At 64.8% G+C, this 15,194-nt stretch carries 13 protein-coding genes; 5 read left to right on the plus strand and 8 right to left on the minus strand.

The genetic code is table 11. The annotated features are described in order from the left end of the window. Nucleotides 1-39 precede the first annotated feature (39 nt). Nucleotides 40-1,380 (minus strand): ABC transporter substrate-binding protein, encoded by a 1,341-nt coding sequence (locus ACRCSW_RS07065; protein WP_438703763.1) that lies wholly within the window; start codon nt 1,378-1,380, stop codon nt 40-42. Nucleotides 1,381-1,530: 150 nt separating this feature from the next. Here ACRCSW_RS07065 and ACRCSW_RS07070 point away from each other — a divergent pair, with 150 nt between their 5' ends. The 5 genes from ACRCSW_RS07070 to ACRCSW_RS07090 are packed head-to-tail and all read left to right on the plus strand — an operon-like array spanning nt 1,531 to nt 6,121. Next, nucleotides 1,531-2,577, plus strand: coding sequence for an ABC transporter ATP-binding protein (locus ACRCSW_RS07070; RefSeq protein WP_438703765.1), 1,047 nt, complete (start codon nt 1,531-1,533; stop codon nt 2,575-2,577). Continuing rightward, nucleotides 2,574-3,893, plus strand: a complete 1,320-nt coding sequence (locus ACRCSW_RS07075) for a sn-glycerol-1-phosphate dehydrogenase (RefSeq protein ID WP_438703766.1) — start codon at nt 2,574-2,576, stop codon at nt 3,891-3,893. Before ACRCSW_RS07070 ends, ACRCSW_RS07075 begins: the two co-directional genes overlap by 4 nt. Further along, the gene (locus tag ACRCSW_RS07080) at nt 3,890-4,447 is read left to right on the plus strand and encodes an SIS domain-containing protein (protein ID WP_438703768.1); all 558 of its coding nucleotides are present in this window, start codon (nt 3,890-3,892) and stop codon (nt 4,445-4,447) included. Before ACRCSW_RS07075 ends, ACRCSW_RS07080 begins: the two co-directional genes overlap by 4 nt. A gap of 2 nt (nt 4,448-4,449) precedes the next feature. Next, nucleotides 4,450-5,217 (plus strand): SDR family NAD(P)-dependent oxidoreductase, encoded by a 768-nt coding sequence (locus ACRCSW_RS07085; protein WP_438703769.1) that lies wholly within the window; start codon nt 4,450-4,452, stop codon nt 5,215-5,217. Further along, nucleotides 5,210-6,121 (plus strand): HAD-IIA family hydrolase, encoded by a 912-nt coding sequence (locus tag ACRCSW_RS07090; RefSeq protein WP_438703771.1) that lies wholly within the window; start codon nt 5,210-5,212, stop codon nt 6,119-6,121. The genes ACRCSW_RS07085 and ACRCSW_RS07090 overlap by 8 nt, the downstream gene beginning before the upstream one ends. 6 nt (nt 6,122-6,127) lie before the next feature. Here the strand turns inward: ACRCSW_RS07090 and ACRCSW_RS07095 are convergent, their stop codons facing one another. From ACRCSW_RS07095 to ACRCSW_RS07125, 7 genes are all read right to left on the minus strand, one after another. Continuing rightward, the gene (locus tag ACRCSW_RS07095; RefSeq protein WP_438703773.1) at nt 6,128-7,516 is read right to left on the minus strand and encodes a hypothetical protein; all 1,389 of its coding nucleotides are present in this window, start codon (nt 7,514-7,516) and stop codon (nt 6,128-6,130) included. A 374-nt stretch (nt 7,517-7,890) separates the two neighbouring features. Continuing rightward, nucleotides 7,891-9,297, minus strand: coding sequence for a type IV pili methyl-accepting chemotaxis transducer N-terminal domain-containing protein (locus ACRCSW_RS07100; RefSeq protein ID WP_438703775.1), 1,407 nt, complete (start codon nt 9,295-9,297; stop codon nt 7,891-7,893). Between the two features lie 363 nt (nt 9,298-9,660). Further along, nucleotides 9,661-10,509, minus strand: a complete 849-nt coding sequence (locus ACRCSW_RS07105) for a sugar phosphate isomerase/epimerase family protein (protein ID WP_438703776.1) — start codon at nt 10,507-10,509, stop codon at nt 9,661-9,663. Between the two features lie 2 nt (nt 10,510-10,511). Beyond that, nucleotides 10,512-11,504 carry an ABC transporter permease gene (locus ACRCSW_RS07110; RefSeq protein ID WP_438703777.1) on the minus strand — a complete coding sequence of 331 codons (993 nt, stop codon included), beginning with the start codon at nt 11,502-11,504 and terminating at the stop codon, nt 10,512-10,514. Further along, a complete protein-coding gene (locus ACRCSW_RS07115; RefSeq protein ID WP_438703778.1) occupies nt 11,501-12,496 on the minus strand; it encodes an ABC transporter permease in 996 nt (331 codons plus the stop codon). The genes ACRCSW_RS07110 and ACRCSW_RS07115 overlap by 4 nt, the downstream gene beginning before the upstream one ends. After that, entirely contained in the window at nt 12,489-13,994 is a 1,506-nt protein-coding gene (locus ACRCSW_RS07120) for a sugar ABC transporter ATP-binding protein (protein WP_438703780.1), read from the minus strand. Before ACRCSW_RS07120 ends, ACRCSW_RS07115 begins: the two co-directional genes overlap by 8 nt. Nucleotides 13,995-14,124: 130 nt before the next feature. Continuing rightward, nucleotides 14,125-15,120, minus strand: a complete 996-nt coding sequence (locus ACRCSW_RS07125; RefSeq protein WP_438703782.1) for a substrate-binding domain-containing protein — start codon at nt 15,118-15,120, stop codon at nt 14,125-14,127. Nucleotides 15,121-15,194 lie beyond the last annotated feature (74 nt).

The raw sequence follows: 15,194 nt of genomic DNA on the forward strand, positions 1-15,194 counted from the left end.
CCTGTCGGTGCCCTTCTGCACAGTCTCAGGCAGAAGGCCTTACTGCGCCAGCGGCTTCGAGCCGTCGTAGTACCCAGCCTCGGCCAGAACCGCCTCCATCTTCTCGCCGATCATCTTGGAGCCCTCTTCGATGCTGACTTCACCCAGCATCATCTTGGTACCCCATTCCTGCACGATCTCGGTGATCGCCGGCCATTCGGCAAAGCGCGGGCGGAACTCGGGCACGCCTTCCTGCCACGATTCAACCAGCGCCGGGATGAACTTGTAGGTCGCCGCCAGCGCCGGATCGGCATAGGCCGACTGCCTTGCGGGAACGCCGCCAAGCTCGAGATATTTCCCAGCATTGGCCTTTGACGTCGCCCACTGAATGAAAAGCCAGCCCGCCGCCTGCTCAGCCTCATCAGCCTGCGCCGCAACCGCCAGCGAGAAGCCGCCAAGCGCCGGTTTGCGCCCTGCCGGTCCGGTAGGTTCCGGAGCAATTTCAACACAGTCCGCCACTTTCGAGGTTTCAGGGCTGACCACCGTCGAATAGAACGCCGACCATTCGGTGATCATCGCCACATCGCCCTGAGCAAAGGCGTTCACCGTCTCGGCATGGTCATAAGCGACGATACCTTCGGGCATGAACTTCATCAGATCCTGACGGAACTTCAGACCAGCCTGCGACTCGGCCGACATGAGGTTCGACTTGAACTCGGCGTTCAGGAAGCTGCCACCGAAGGGCCAGAGGAAGCGGGCGAAACTGTCGGCCGACTGGGTCTCGTTCCGCTTTGACTGCAGCGCGTAGGCGTATTTGCCGTCCTTGGTCAGCGCCGGACCGTAGGTGTCCATCACCTCCTGCCAGGTCGCGGGCGGCTTGTCGAAACCAGCGGCCTCCAGCATGCACCTGTTGTAGAACAACAGCCCCGAATAGTTGTCGAACGGCAGCCCGTAGTTCACGCCGTTCCAGCTGCCGAAGGCATCGAGGACAAGCGGGAAGAAGTCGGCCATGTCAAGCTCGGGGTCAGCCAGCTCGGGGTTGTTGATGAAGGTTTCTGACGGCACAAGCCAACCGTTTTCAGCGAAGTTGCCGATCCACACGAGGTCGATCAGTGCGATATCGAGATCGCCCTGCGCCACGAAGTCACGCACCTGTTCGCCCAAGGCGTTCTCGTAGGGCACCGTGGTGATGTTCACCTTGATGCCGGTTGCCGCCTCGAAATCGGGCAGCATCTGGATCGCGGCATTGTAGCCGGGGCGGTCAAGGAACAGGACTTCAAGCTCGGTCCCGGCATAGGGCTTTGCAGCCTCTTCCAGCGACCACGCCTGCGCCGCGCCGGACAGTCCCGCCAACGATGCGGCGGCCAGCGCAAGCGCGCTGGAATGCGACTTGAGTTTCATTTTTTCCTCCCTCTGGTTTCAGCGTTGTGGTGTTGACTTCCATTTGTAACGCTGACCATATAAATGTATCGAAAGCCGGTCGAGTCAACCTGAAAAACGGGAACACATCACTGTTCGCACCGGATTCGGGCGCAAAGGAGAAGGCGGCGCATGGCTGAAGTCAGGCTGACCGGAGTGAATAAGTTCTATGGCGCGACGCAGGCGCTGCACGCCGTGTCGCTGACCATCGAAGATGGCGAATTTGCCGTCTTCGTCGGTCCCTCCGGCTGCGGCAAGTCCACCCTTCTGCGGTCGATCGCGGGGCTGGAGGAGATATCCGAAGGCTCGATCCACATCGGCGACCGCGACGTCACCCGCGCCGCACCAAGCGAGCGCGACGTCGCCATGGTGTTCCAGTCCTACGCGCTTTATCCCCACATGACAGTGCGCGAAAACATGGACTTCGGGATGAAAGTCAACAACTTCCCCTACGCCGACCGCAACCGCCGGATCGCCGAGGCCGCCCGCATCCTGCAGCTTGAGCCCTATCTCGACCGCAAGCCCTCGCAGCTCTCCGGCGGCCAGCGCCAGCGCGTCGCGATCGGGCGGGCGATCGTGAAGGAACCCAAGGTCTTCCTCTTCGACGAGCCGCTCTCGAACCTTGACGCCAAGCTGCGCGTCCAGATGCGGGTCGAGCTTGAGGCCCTGCACCGGACGCTGGGCGCCACGATGATCTATGTCACCCATGACCAGGTCGAGGCGATGACCATGGCCGACAAGATCGTGGTCCTGAATGCGGGCCGGATCGAGCAGGTCGGCCCGCCGATGGAGCTTTACAATCGCCCGGCCAACCTGTTCGTCGCGGGCTTCATCGGCGCACCGGCGATGAACTTCCTCGATGTGACGCTGGCGGATGGTCAGGCGATGCATGGCGCCGAACCCCTTGGCCCTGCCCCGGAAAACACGGTCCACCTCGGCATCCGGCCCGAGCACATCGCCCTGCGCCCCGCCGGTCAGGGGCATATGGCGGTGACCGTCCTCCTGCGCGAGACTCTTGGCGGCGACGCCTATCTCTACGTCCGCACCGGCACCGGCCATCAGCTGGTGGTCCGTGCCGAAGGCGACACCGCGCTGGATCACGGCGCCGAGGTCGGCCTCGACCTGCCCCCCGCCCGCCGCCACCATTTCGCCGCCGACGGCAGGGCCCTGAACCCATGACCGATCCGATCGCCAGCGCCGTCGCCCGTTCGACATCCGTGGCTGAAGTCGCCATCGGTCGCGGTGTCCTTGCCCAGACCGGCGCGATCTACCGGCGCCGGTTCGGCCCCGGCGACGCCTGCATCATCGCCGACGAGAACACCTGGACCGCCGCGGGCGAGGCCACCGAGAAGGCGCTTGCCGCCGCAGGCATCGTCACCCGAACGCATATCCTTCCAGCCCGGCCCCGCCCGAAACCCACGGTCGAACTGGCGACCGCCCTCCGCGACGTGCTTGAGGAGGATGACGCGATCCCCGTCGCCGTCGGCTCCGGCGTCATCAACGACCTGGTGAAACACGCGGCCTTCGCCCTGGGGCGCGACTACCTCTGCGTCGCCACCGCCGCTTCGATGGACGGCTACACCTCCGCCGGGGCTCCGCTGTCCGAGAGGGGCTTCAAGAAAACCATCCCCTGCCGCCCGGCCAAGGCCCTCATCGCCGACCTCGACATCATCTGCGCCGCCCCGCGAGAAATGACCGGCTGGGGCTACGGCGACCTTGCAGGGAAAGTGCCAGCCGGTGGCGACTGGATGATCGCTGACGCGCTCGGGATTGAACCCATCGACGACATCGCCTGGCCGATGGTCCAGAACGGCCTCCAAGGCTGGCTCGCCCACCCCGAAAAGATCGCCGCAGCCGACCCCGCCGCCATCGAGGGCCTGTTCCAGGGCCTCACCCTCGTCGGCCTCGCGATGGAGGCGCACGGCTCCTCCCGCCCCGCCTCCGGCGCCGACCATCAGATCGCCCATCTGTGGGAGATGGATGACCTCACCCTCGGCGGCGAACGCGTCAGCCACGGTGCCTGCGTCGCCGTCGGCTGCGTCACCACCCTGCGCCTTTACGACTGGCTCCTCGCCACCCCGCGCCGGTTCGACCCCGACAAACCCACTCTGACCATGGCGATGAAAGCAATTGAAATCCGCGCCCGCTTCGGCCCCGGCGAAATCGCCGACCGTGCAATCGCGGAAACCGAGGCGAAGCACGTCGAAGGCTCGGCCCTCCGCGCCCGCCTGCAGCTTCTCAACCAAGTCTGGCCCGACCTCGCCCTCCGCCTCCGCGCGCGCCTGATGCCCGCCACCACCATGGCGCGCGCGCTGAACACCGCAGGCGCGCCCTCTGAGGCCGCCCACATCGGCGTCTCCCGCGACTACCTCCACCAGACGATCCTGAAGGCCCGCTTCCTCCGCAGCCGCTACACCCTTCTCGACCTCCTGGACGAAACCGGCCTTCTCTTGCAGGCTGCCGAGGCGGGCATCCCGCAACAGGTGGAAACATGACGCTCGCAACCTTAGCCGCCCGCGCCGCAGACGAAATCCGCGCAGCCGTGGCTGCCATCGACCCCGCCGCGATGGACGGCATGGTCACCGAAATCGCCGCAGCCAAGCGCATCGCCTGCTACGGCGTCGGCCGCGAAGGCCTGATGATGCGCGCGCTCGCGATGCGCCTCTACCACATGGGCCTCGATGCGCATGTCGTGGGCGACATGTCCTGCCCGCCGCTCGGCCCCGGTGACCTTCTGATTGTCAGCGCCGGACCGGGAGGCTTTTCCACCGTCAACGGCCTCATCGGCGTGGCGCGGCAAGCCGGAGCCCGCATCGCCTGCGTCACCGCGCAACCGGACGGCTCAGCCCCAAAAGCCGCCGACCGCATCTTCTTCATCCCCGCCCAGACCATGGCCAACGACCAGACCGGGGCCACCTCCGTCCTCCCCATGGGCTCGCTCTTCGAGGGCGCGCAGTATCTGGCCTTCGAGCTTCTGATCCTCGCCCTCCGCGACCACCTCGGCGTCAAGCCCGAGGCAATGCGCGCCCGTCACACCAATCTGGAATGACCATGACCTGGCAGGACCGCTTCTCCCTCACCGGCCGCAAGGCCCTAATCACCGGCGCCTCCAAAGGCATCGGCGCCGAAATCGCCGCCGTCTTCGCCGAGGCCGGGGCCGACATCGTCGCCCTTGGCCGCGACACCGCAGACCTCGCCGCAACTGCCGCCACAGTCCGCGCCCACGGCCGCCGCTGCCTGACCCTGACCGCCGAAATGGCCAGCCCCACCGAACCCGTCACGGCCTGCAAACAAGCGCTGAAGGAATGGGGCACCATCGACATCCTCGTGAACTCCGCCGGGATGGCCAACGTCGCCCCCGCGCTCGACTTCACCACCGAGGCGTGGGACGAAATGATGGCCGTCAACCTGCGCGCCCCGTTCCTGACCGCCCGCACCCTCGCCCCCGCGATGATCGCGCAGCGCTGGGGCAAGATTATCAACATATCCTCCCAAACCGGCGTCATCGCGCTGGACGACCACGCCGCCTACGCAAGCTCAAAGGGCGGCCTCAACGCCCTGACCAAATCCCTCTGCGCCGAATGGGCGCGGCACAACGTGCAGGTCAACGCGATCTGCCCGACCGTGGTGATGACCCCGATGGGCAAGAAGGTCTGGGGCAAGCCCGAAAAGGGCGACCCCTTCCGCAACGCCACCCCCGCCCGCCGCTTTGCCGAACCGGTGGAGATTGCCGACGCCGCCCTCTACCTCGCCTCGCCAGCCTCCGGCATGGTGAACGGCGCGCTTCTGATGGTGGAAGGCGGCTTCACCAGTGTCTGATCTTGCAGAAATGGGCCTCACCACCGACCAAGCCTTCGCCCGCTACGAAGAAGTCCGCCCCCGCCTGCCCGCCGCAAGCTTCCCCGCAACCTCCCACCACGCCGAGACCCTCGCCCACGTCGCCGACCGCTGGGACGGTTTCATCCTCGACGCGTTCGGTGTCCTGAACATCGGCGACACCCCGATCCCCGGCGCTGTCGCCCGCATGGCAGAGCTCCGCGCGATGGGCAAAAAGCTCTGCGTCCTGACCAACGCCGCCTCCTACCCCCGCAGCGAGGCCCTCAGAAAATACCACCGCCTCGGCTTTGACTTCACCCAAGACGAGGTCGTCTCCTCCCGCGACATCGCCGCCGCCGCCCTGTCGCGCATCGCCGACGGCGCACACTGGGGGGCGATCGCGGCGGAAGGCGATAGCTTCGCTGACCTTCCCGCACGTATCACCGACCTAAACGACACCGCAGACTGGTCCGGCATCGAGGCCTTCCTCTGTCTCTCCACCGCCCGCTGGACGCCGCAAATCCACGCCAAGCTCCTCCGCGCGATGGAAGCAAACCCCCGCCCCCTCCTCGTCGCCAACCCCGACCTCGTCGCCCCGCGTGAGGGCGGGCTCTCCACCGAACCCGGCTTCTGGGCGCATGATATCGCCGACCGAACCGGGGCCACGCTCCACTGGTGCGGCAAGCCCTTCCCGGATGCGCATCTGGAGGCAGCCGCACGCACCGGCCTTGCACCGAACCGTCTCGCCATGGTCGGCGACACCCTGCATACAGATGTGCTGGGCGGACGCGCCGCGGGGATGGGCACGGTCCTGATCACCGCCCATGGCCTCTTCGCCGGTCGGGAGACGGCCCCTTACATCGCCGCCTCCGGCATCGTTCCGGACGTGATCGTCACAACCACCTGAAAAGGTCTACAGCAGGCTCTGGACGTTGATCCCGAAGGTCATCGCCCCAATCAGCTCCCCGGTCGCAGGGTCAAAGACCGGCAGCGAAACCTGGCTCTGATAGGTCCGAGAGCTTTCGTCGTATTCGACCGCGCTCATGTTGATCGACTTGCCGCCATTGGCGTAGGTCAACTGCCACTTGTCCTCGTCGCCCTGCCAGTAATCCGACGTGACCGCACTTTGCGCGACGTTCAAACCCTTGTTGTCCATCACGAAAACTTCGGTGACGAAACCTGCCGTTCCGTTCTGCTGCGCAAGCAGCCACACCGACATCGGCAAAGCCATCCTTGACGTGATCATTTGGCCAGCGATCTCGCCGCTGGCTTCGTCGCGCCATTGCTTGTCCAGCGCCTCGATGTCTTCCAGCGTAAGGTCGGAGTAGAGCGCGTTCTGCGCGTTGATCGCGGCAATAAGCTCGGGGGTTTGCGCCCACTTCGCCAGTTCGGTATTGGCATAGGTCCGCAGTGGCAACCGGTAGACATCCTTGGCCCCCGGTGTTGCCAGCATGTAAAGCGTCATCGTATTGCCCAGATCGCGCAGGATGGCGTCTCCGGCCTCGGTCACCGCGACAAGCCGGTCAGGCGTGATCTCTCCCGCCGCGCCTGCCTCCTCAGCCTCGATCTTCACCGCTGCCCATTGCGTCGCGATGTCGGACAGCGCGCCGACAACCGCTTCACTGGGCGGCGGGTTCACCCCCGCTTCCGGCATGCCGTCGCGCATCGCGACAAGCGACTGGTCGAACATCGCCACATTGCGGCCCAGGCTTTCAATCACCGGGACATCGGCCTTGCCCGTCGCGACCAGGCACAGGTCGGCCACGATCCCTTCGATCAGCATCCGCTGCCGTCCGGCGATACCCAGCGTGATCGCGTCGCCATGCCGAAGTTCCCGCGCATTGGCGTATTCGTTCGAAATCTCGGAGGCGAAGAGGTTGGACGCGGCCAACAGTTCGCCCCGCGCCGCGAGGATCGCCTGAAACGCGGTTGCAGCATCCGGATTGGCGGTCAGCGCCTTGAACTGGGTCTCAAGCGGCGTCCAGATTTCCGTGACCGCAGCCAAAGCTTTCAGGGGCTTCTCGGCGGTTTCCGCCCCGGGAACGCCCATCATCGGATTGCCGGCCTCGAAAGCCGAGAGGATCGCCACGAAGTCCCTGCTCGCCTGGGTCAGAGACTCGGCGGCTGCGGGATCGGCCTCAGCGTGCAACCGGCAACTGGCGGCCGTGACGGCCTCGGTCAGCGCCTGAAGCTTGTTTGCGAGATTGACCCTTGCCTTGCTGCCGGCATATTCGGTCTCTGCCTGAACAGCGGGCGCTCCGGCCAACAGCGCCATCAGCGCAACAGCCGCGTTAGACGTCATATTCTTCACTATTCACCTACCCCGACCACCAACTACTTCACACACTCGGGCGCGGCACCCCGCCCAGGTCCGACCCGGATAGGGCGTCCGACGCGAACGACATCGGAGCAAACCCGCGGCAACGCAAGAGCCTTCGTTTGCATGCCGTCAATCCTGTCCAACACCTTTCGTGGGTTCTGGGGCGTTGTTGGGCATTTTCGGGGCAGCATTGCGGTTTGTCGCGATTTCCCCACCAGAACGGCACCTCGGTCGCGCCAGGCCATCCGGCCCCGTTCGATGGATTTCCGCCCGTTTCACCCCGACGCCAAGGACCCCGCCGCAACCGCCTCCGGCATCGTTCCGGAGGCGATCGTCACCACCACCTGAAAAGCCGCCTAAAGCAGGCTCTGGACGTTGATCCCGAAGGTGACCGCCCCGATCAGTTCCCCGGTCGCAGGATCAAAGATCGGCAGCGAGATCTGACTCTGATAGGTCTTGGCGCTGTCGTCGTACTCGACTTCGCTGATGTGAAGCGACTGGCCGCCGTTGGCATAGGTCAGCTGCCACTTGTCCTCGTCAGCCTGCCAGTAGTCAGACGTGACCGCACTTTGCGCGACGTTCAACCCCTTGTTGTCCATCACGAAAACCTCGGTCACGAAGCCCGCTGTTCCGTTCTGCTGCTCAAGCAGCCACTCCGACATCGGCAAAGCCAGCGTGGTAGAGATCAGGTCGCCCGTGACCTCGCCTTTTGCCTCGGCGCGCCATTCCTTATCCAGCGCGTCGATATCTTCCTGCGTCAGATTGGCGTTGCGCCTGTTCTGCTCGTTGATGGCCGCGATCAGATCGGGGTTCTGCACCCATTTCACCAGTTCGGTGTCGGCATAGGTCTGCAGCGGCAGCCGGTAGACGCCTTCGACCCCAGGAGTCGCCAGCATGTAAAGCGTTATGGTGTTTTCCAGATCGTGAAAGATCGCCGTTCCGGCCTCGGCCACCGCCAGAAGCTTCTCGGGACTGATCTCCTGCGCGGCGACCACGGTGTCGGCCTCGGCCTTCACGGCAGCCCATTTCGTCGAAAGCTCGGCCAAGGCGCCGACAACTGCATCGCTTGGCGGCGGGCTTACACCAGCGGCCGGCATGCCCTTGCGCATGGCCATCAACGACTGGTCGAACATCGCAACGTTGCGGCCGAGGCCTTCGATAACCGCGGCATCCGCATTGCCCGTCGCGACAAGACAAAGGTCCGCCACGATCCCCTCGATCAGCATCCGCTGCCGTCCCACGATCCCCAGCGTGATCGCATCGCTCTGCAGCAGTTCCTGCGGGTTGGAATACTCGCCCGACATCTCGGAGGCGAGGATGCCCGACGCATCCAGAAGCCCGACCCGCGCTGCCCGGATCGCTTCGAATGCCGAGGTGGCGCCCGGATCGGCGATCAGCGCCTCGACGTCGGCCTGCAACGGGGTCCAGATGTCGGTCACCGCCGCCAGCGCCTTCAGGGGTCTAGAGGCCGTTTCCGCAGTCGGAATACCCATCGTCGGATTGCCCGCCTCGAAGGCCGCGAGGATCGTCGCGAAGTCCCGGCTCGCCTGGGTAAGCGATGCCGCTGCCTCCGGATCGATCCCCGCCTGCAACCTGCAACTGGCGGCGTTCACCGTCTCGCTCAGGGACTGCAGCTTGTTGGCCAGATTGACCCGGGCCTTGCTGCCATCATACTCGACCTGCGCCTGAACAGCGCCTGCGCTGCCGAGCAGCACCGCCAGCAGCATGGTCTTCCGCAAATTCGCTTTTGCTATCGCTGTCATTTTGACCACCCGAAAAACCTTCCCGCCAAATGGTGCGCGTCTGTCTCGCCTTCGGCACAGATCGAAAGGGGTGCGTCGCGACGCGTTCGGCACCCTGCACGTTAATGTCACCATTCCGTCGGGGCCTAGGTCAGCCACCGTCGGCAAAGCTGTATTGGGGCGAATTTTTCTGCCCCGCCGCGAAATCGGCCTAATCCAAACATCCTAAAGCAGATTCTGGGGGATTTTTCGACCGCTTCAGGGCAGCATTGCGGTTTCCCGCCCCATTCCCCGAGCCTGCGGCCTTCGCCGCCGCCAATCGCCTGACGACGCGGTCTTCCGCCGTGTCACCTTCGGCGCATGGTCCCGGCGCTGATGGCTCCCTCAGATCAACCGGTACTGCTTGGCCTTGTTGCGCAGGAACGGAAGTCCCTTGTCCATGACCGCCTGGAAATTCTCGGCCACCGGGCGCCAGACGGCAAGGCCGTAGCCGACCTCGGGCGGCATGTTGATGAAGCTTTCCATCGCAAGGCCACCCTTGAAGCCAATGGCGGCCAGAGTGGCGTAGACCTCATCCCAATCGCAGGTCCCCTCCCCTGGCGTGCCGCGGTCGCTTTCCGACAGATGGATGTAGCGCAGGTGATCGCGAGCATCGAGAATGCCGTTGCCCGCACCCTTCTCCTCGATGTTCATGTGATAGGTATCAAGGTGGATGAAGATGTTGTCAGCACCCACCTTCTCGATCATCCATTTGGCCTGCCAGCCGGTGTTGATCAGGTGGTTCTCATACCGGTTCACCGGCTCGATCCCGAAGGCGATCCCAAGCTTCTTCGCGTGCCTGGCCGCCGCGCCCAGGGCGCGGGCGATGTTGTCGTACTCGGCCATTGTCGGCGGCAGGCCGGTGCGTTCGCCGATGCCGCCGTAGGTCACGCCGGACAGGGCCTCGCACCCCATCTCGGCGGCCTTGTCCATGCTGCGGGTCAGCTGTTCGATGGCCCCGTCCGGGTTGACCGAGGCCCAGTTCTGCTGCGGCAGGCCAAGGGACGCGACAGCCCGCATCCCGTGCTTTTCCAGAAGCGAGCGCGTGTGCGGGGCATCGACGATAGCGGTGTTCAGAAGCGCTATCTCGATGAAATCCATCTTGTAGGCGGCTGCGGCGGGAATGGTATTCTCCGCCCCGGCCCGGTCCCAATGCATGGTCCACATGCTGGTGTGAACGCCGAAACCTTCCATTTTCAGTCCCTCCGCTTTCGTGTTTTCCATTGGCCCGCGCCCCAGCGCAGGATCATCACGCCCATCAGGAAGAGGCCCCAGACGGCCGTAGAAAGGTGCTGGTTCGCCCCCAGAAGGTTCAGCCCCGACGACAGGACCTGCAGGACGATCAGCGCGATAACCACCGGCAGGACGCGACCGAAGCCGCCGAACGGGTCCACCCCGCCCAGAAAACAGGCCAGCACGGTGACCAGAAGCAGCGCCTCGCCATGGCCGACGCGGACCGAGTTGAAGCGGCTGAGCATCAGGATGCCGGCAATGGCGCACATCACGCCCGAAAGCGTGTAGATCAGCACCAGCGTCCGCTTGGTATGAATGCCGGAATAGGCGGCGGCCCGGATGTTCGATCCGATCATCCGGACGGACAGGCCGTGGCGGGTGCGGTTCAGAAGGACGTGCCACAGGACGGCGCAGACAAGGAACAGGATCAGCGGCACCGGAATACCCAGCACCTTGCCGTGGCCAAGCACCGCCATCCATTGTGGAAACCCCGAGATGTCGCCGCCCCTCGTCAGGAACTCTCCCAGCCCCCGCAGGAATATCATCATCGCAAGGCTGACGAGGATGGGATGGGCGCCGACATAGGCGATGACCGCCCCCATCGCCGCGCCCGACAAGGCTCCGACAAGCAGGGCAAGGACGGTGCCCAGGACGAAGGGCCCGACACCCGCATCGACCCCGCCGTACTGGTTGAGGATAAAGGCCAGCGTCAGCCCGGCCATGTTGGCCGTGTAGATGATGGCAAGGTTGAACCCGCCCGAGATGATGGGCATCAGCATCGCCAGCGTCAGAAGGCCCAGCTCCGGCAGCTGGAAGGCGATGGAGCCGAAGTTTGCCCCTGTCAGGAAATTCGGCGCGGTCAGGCCGAAAACCACGATGACAAGTGCAAGGAAGCCCAGAAGCCCCGGAACTTCCGGCCCGAAGGCGGCAACAGCCCGGTGGTAGACGGCCGTCATGACCGCTCTCCCTTGCGCTCTTGGAACCACTTGGAGGGATCGAGGTTCGAGGTAGAGATCGCCAGCAGGATAATGATGCCAACCACCATCTTGAAGGCATAGGGCGAGACCCCCAGAAGGTTCAGCCCGTTCTGGGTGACGGCCACCAGGAGCACGCCCAGAAAGCACCCGAGCACCGAGCCACGCCCGCCCCCCAACCGCGCGCCACCAAGGACGACGGCGGCCAGCACCTCCAGCTCGCGCCCGACCAGCGCGTTGGGGACGACTTCCTTGGTGATATGGGTCTGCATCAGACCGCCGATCCCGGCCATCATGCCGCACCAGCCAAAGGCGATGGCCTGCATAAGCCCGATCGGAATGCCCGCCCGCCGCGCGCCCTCCGGATTGTCGCCGAAAGCATAAAGCTGGCGGCCCGTCGTGGTGCGGCGGATCAGGACCCACGTCGCCAGCATCGCCGCCGCCATCACCGCCACAGGCAGGATCAGCTCGGCCCAGGTGCCATTGGCGGTCTGGTATTCCCACAGGATCACGCGGCTCGACCACCAGGATGGCAGGTTGTAGAGGAACCGGCCGGCCGAGAAGAACATGAGGAGGCCGAAGAAGGCGTTGAAGGTGGAAATGGTGACGACGATGGAAATGATCCGGAACTGGTGGATCAGAAAGGCGTTGATCAGGCCAAGCGCCAGTCCGATGCCGCCCGCGAACAAGAACCCGATGGCCCAGTTGCCCCCACCGATGGCCGCAAAGGCGTAGACGCAGAGGTACTGCACCACGCTTGCCGCCACCGCGAAAGAGATGTCGATCCCGCCGGCGATCAGCACCACCAACAGGCCCACGGCCCAGATGACGTTGACCGCGTTGTTGTTGAGAAGGCTGGTGAAATTGACCAGCGTCAGGAAATCGGGCGAGGCCACCGAAAGCGCGGCGCAGATCACGATCAGCACTGCCAGCAGTTTCGCCTCGGTCGGATAGGCCCGCAGGAAGCTACGCATAGACCGCGGCCTCCATGTCCTGAAGCCTGGTCTGCCGCGGATCCCAGTCCGCCACGATCCGGCCTGCCGCCATGTGCAGCACACGGTCGGCGTTCATGTAGACCTCGGGCACCTCATCGCTGACCAGAAGGATCGCAAGGCCCTTGTCCGCCAGCGCCCGGACGATCCGAAAGATGCCCGCCCGCGCGCCCACGTCCACGCCCACGGTGGGACAATCGAGGATCAGCACCTTCGGCTCGGTCGCAAGCCACTTGGCCAGCACGACCCGCTGCTGGTTGCCACCCGACAGTGTCGAGACCGCATCGCCAGGCTTCCCGATCTTCACCGCCAGCTCGGCGATCCAGTGCTCGACGGTGGCATCTTTCTTCTGCGAAGAAAGCAGTCCCCCCGCCCCGGTGATCTTCCTCAGAACCGCAAGAACCGTGTTGTCGGCAATCGACTGCGGCTGGATCAGGCCCAGCACCAGCCGGTCCTCCGAGACATATGCGATGCCCGCCGCCACCGCGTCCCGGTTCGACCGCATCCGCAAGGCGCGACCGTTCAGGCGGATTTCCCCCCGGTCCGCCCGCGTCATGCCAAAGAGCGTGTGGCAAAGCTCAGTCCGCCCCGCGCCGATCAAGCCGGTCAGGCCCAGCACCTCGCCAGCACGGATCGCCAGCGAAACGTCCGAATACTCCCCGGGGCGCGAAAGGCCGTCGACCGTCAGCACCTCCGGTCTGCCGCCAGTGTCACGGGCCATCACTTCCTGCGTGAACGAGGCGCCGGTCATCAGCTCAGTCAACCGGCTTTGTGTCATGCCTTCGGTGGGGAACACACCCACCAGCCGCCCGTCGCGCAGAACCGTGACGCGGGAGGCGATCTCCAGCACCTCGGCCAGACGGTGGCTCACGAACACCACAGCCACCCCCCGCGCCGACAGGGTCCGGACCACCGACAGAAGCGCATCCGTCTCGGATTGGGTGAGCGAAGCCGTCGGTTCATCCATGAAGATCAGCCGCGCGTCCGATACCAGCGCGCGGGCAATCGCCACGATCTGCCGCTGCGCGATGGGCAGATCGCCCAGCCGCGCGTCAAGGTCGATCTCGACATCCAGCCGCGCCAGCGCCGCCTCCGCCACCGCACGCAGACGGGCATACGAGACACCACGCGGGCGGTTGCCCAGAAGCGTCTCGAACGCAATGTTCTCGGCCACCGTCATTTCGGCGAAAAGCGCCAGGTCCTGCCAGATCACCGCGATCCCGGCCTTGCGCGCCTGGGTCGGGGTGATGTGGGAACAGCTTTGGCCGAAGATCTCCATCTCGGCCCCCGGTTCGGGTTGATAGACCCCGGTTATGATCTTGATCAGCGTCGATTTCCCGCTGCCGTTTTCGCCGGCCAGACAGTGCACCTCGCCCGCGCCGACCGCGAATTCGACCGCCTTCAGCGCCTTCACTCCGCCGAAGACCTTGTTGATGTTGGAAAAGCGCAGGGCGTCGTCAACATGGGGCTCGGCGGGCATCGTCATTCCACATTGGTTTAGTTCACGCGCGTAGCGTCAGCCAGGATGTCTGTCCGCAGGACAGCAACCGGCAATTCAACCAGAGTCCGGGGCCGCGGGAGCGGCGGCCCCGGACCGACGGCGGCTTCGATCAAAGACCGAGGTCTGCCAGGCCGTCTACTGTGTCCGCGTTGATCGCGATCAGGTTGTCGGTGATGATGTCCTTGCCAGCTGCATCGGGCGACACCTTGCCCAGACCCGGAATCTCGGTGCCTTCAGCGACTTCCGTGCCATCGAGCAGCATCTTGCCCATCGTCACGAAGACGCGGCCCGCTTCCGCCGGGTTCCACATGAACCCACCCGAAATCGCGCCCGACTTCACCAGATCACGCCCCTGCCCAGGCGAGAACGGCCCGATGACGTGGACAGTGCCCACCGCACGACGCTCTTCGATGGCCCGCCCCGCACCGATCGGACCCTGGCTGCCAAAGGCCAGGAAACCCGTCAGGTTGGGGTTCGCGGCCATCAGGTCCAGCGCGGTCTTGCGGCTGTCGTCGACGTTTTCAGCCACGCCATAGCGCTCGCCGATCAGCTTCATCTCGGGGTACTTCTCGCCCAGATAGGCAATCGCGAAATCGGCCCAGGCGTTGTGCAGCGGCACGGTCAGCGATCCCACATAGACCGCATACTCACCCTTGCCACCCATCTTCTGCGCCAGAAGCTCGGCGTGGGTTTCACCAAAGCCTTGGGCCGAGGCCATCTCGAAGTTCCAGTCGACATTGTTGATGCCCGGGCCCTCGTGGCTGACGACCTTGATCCCCGCCGCGCGGGCTTTCTCCAGAACCGGCTCCAGCGCCGCCTCGTCGTTTGGTACCACGCCGATGACGTCGACGCCCTTGGCGATCAGGTCCTCGATCGCACGAACCTGAAGTGCGGGGTCGGCGCTCGTCGGGCCGATCATCTCGGCATCGATCCCCAGTTCGGCCCCCTTTTCCTTGATCCCGGTCTCCATCGCGTTGAACCACGGAATGCCGCCGATCTTCACGACGACGCCCATCGTGGGCTTGTCCTGCGCCAGCGCTCCGGTTGCCAAAGTGGCGGCAAAAGCCACGCCCGCCATCAACGCGCCGAATGCTCTTCTTTTCATTGCCGTCCTCCCATGAAAGACCCCTCGAAGGGCCGAATTCAGCATGCTCTATCGATTGCGCATAGAAATTTTGA

The sequence above is a fragment of the Tabrizicola sp. genome (assembly GCF_051645465.1).
GTDB lineage: Bacteria > Pseudomonadota > Alphaproteobacteria > Rhodobacterales > Rhodobacteraceae > Tabrizicola.

What these genes read in the sequence shown, in the direction of transcription:
- ACRCSW_RS07085 (WP_438703769.1), top strand. Translation starts at nt 4,450, where the DNA reads ATGACCTGGCAGGACCGCTTCTCCCTCACCGGCCGCAAGGCCCTAATC.
- ACRCSW_RS07110 (WP_438703777.1), bottom strand. Translation starts at nt 11,504, where the DNA reads ATGACGGCCGTCTACCACCGGGCTGTTGCCGCCTTCGGGCCGGAAGTT.
- ACRCSW_RS07080 (WP_438703768.1), top strand. Translation starts at nt 3,890, where the DNA reads ATGACGCTCGCAACCTTAGCCGCCCGCGCCGCAGACGAAATCCGCGCA.
- ACRCSW_RS07095 (WP_438703773.1), bottom strand. Translation starts at nt 7,516, where the DNA reads ATGACGTCTAACGCGGCTGTTGCGCTGATGGCGCTGTTGGCCGGAGCG.
- ACRCSW_RS07105 (WP_438703776.1), bottom strand. Translation starts at nt 10,509, where the DNA reads ATGGAAGGTTTCGGCGTTCACACCAGCATGTGGACCATGCATTGGGAC.
- ACRCSW_RS07100 (WP_438703775.1), bottom strand. Translation starts at nt 9,297, where the DNA reads ATGACAGCGATAGCAAAAGCGAATTTGCGGAAGACCATGCTGCTGGCG.
- ACRCSW_RS07075 (WP_438703766.1), top strand. Translation starts at nt 2,574, where the DNA reads ATGACCGATCCGATCGCCAGCGCCGTCGCCCGTTCGACATCCGTGGCT.
- ACRCSW_RS07115 (WP_438703778.1), bottom strand. Translation starts at nt 12,496, where the DNA reads ATGCGTAGCTTCCTGCGGGCCTATCCGACCGAGGCGAAACTGCTGGCA.
- ACRCSW_RS07065 (WP_438703763.1), bottom strand. Translation starts at nt 1,380, where the DNA reads ATGAAACTCAAGTCGCATTCCAGCGCGCTTGCGCTGGCCGCCGCATCG.
- ACRCSW_RS07120 (WP_438703780.1), bottom strand. Translation starts at nt 13,994, where the DNA reads ATGCCCGCCGAGCCCCATGTTGACGACGCCCTGCGCTTTTCCAACATC.
- ACRCSW_RS07070 (WP_438703765.1), top strand. Translation starts at nt 1,531, where the DNA reads ATGGCTGAAGTCAGGCTGACCGGAGTGAATAAGTTCTATGGCGCGACG.
- ACRCSW_RS07125 (WP_438703782.1), bottom strand. Translation starts at nt 15,120, where the DNA reads ATGAAAAGAAGAGCATTCGGCGCGTTGATGGCGGGCGTGGCTTTTGCC.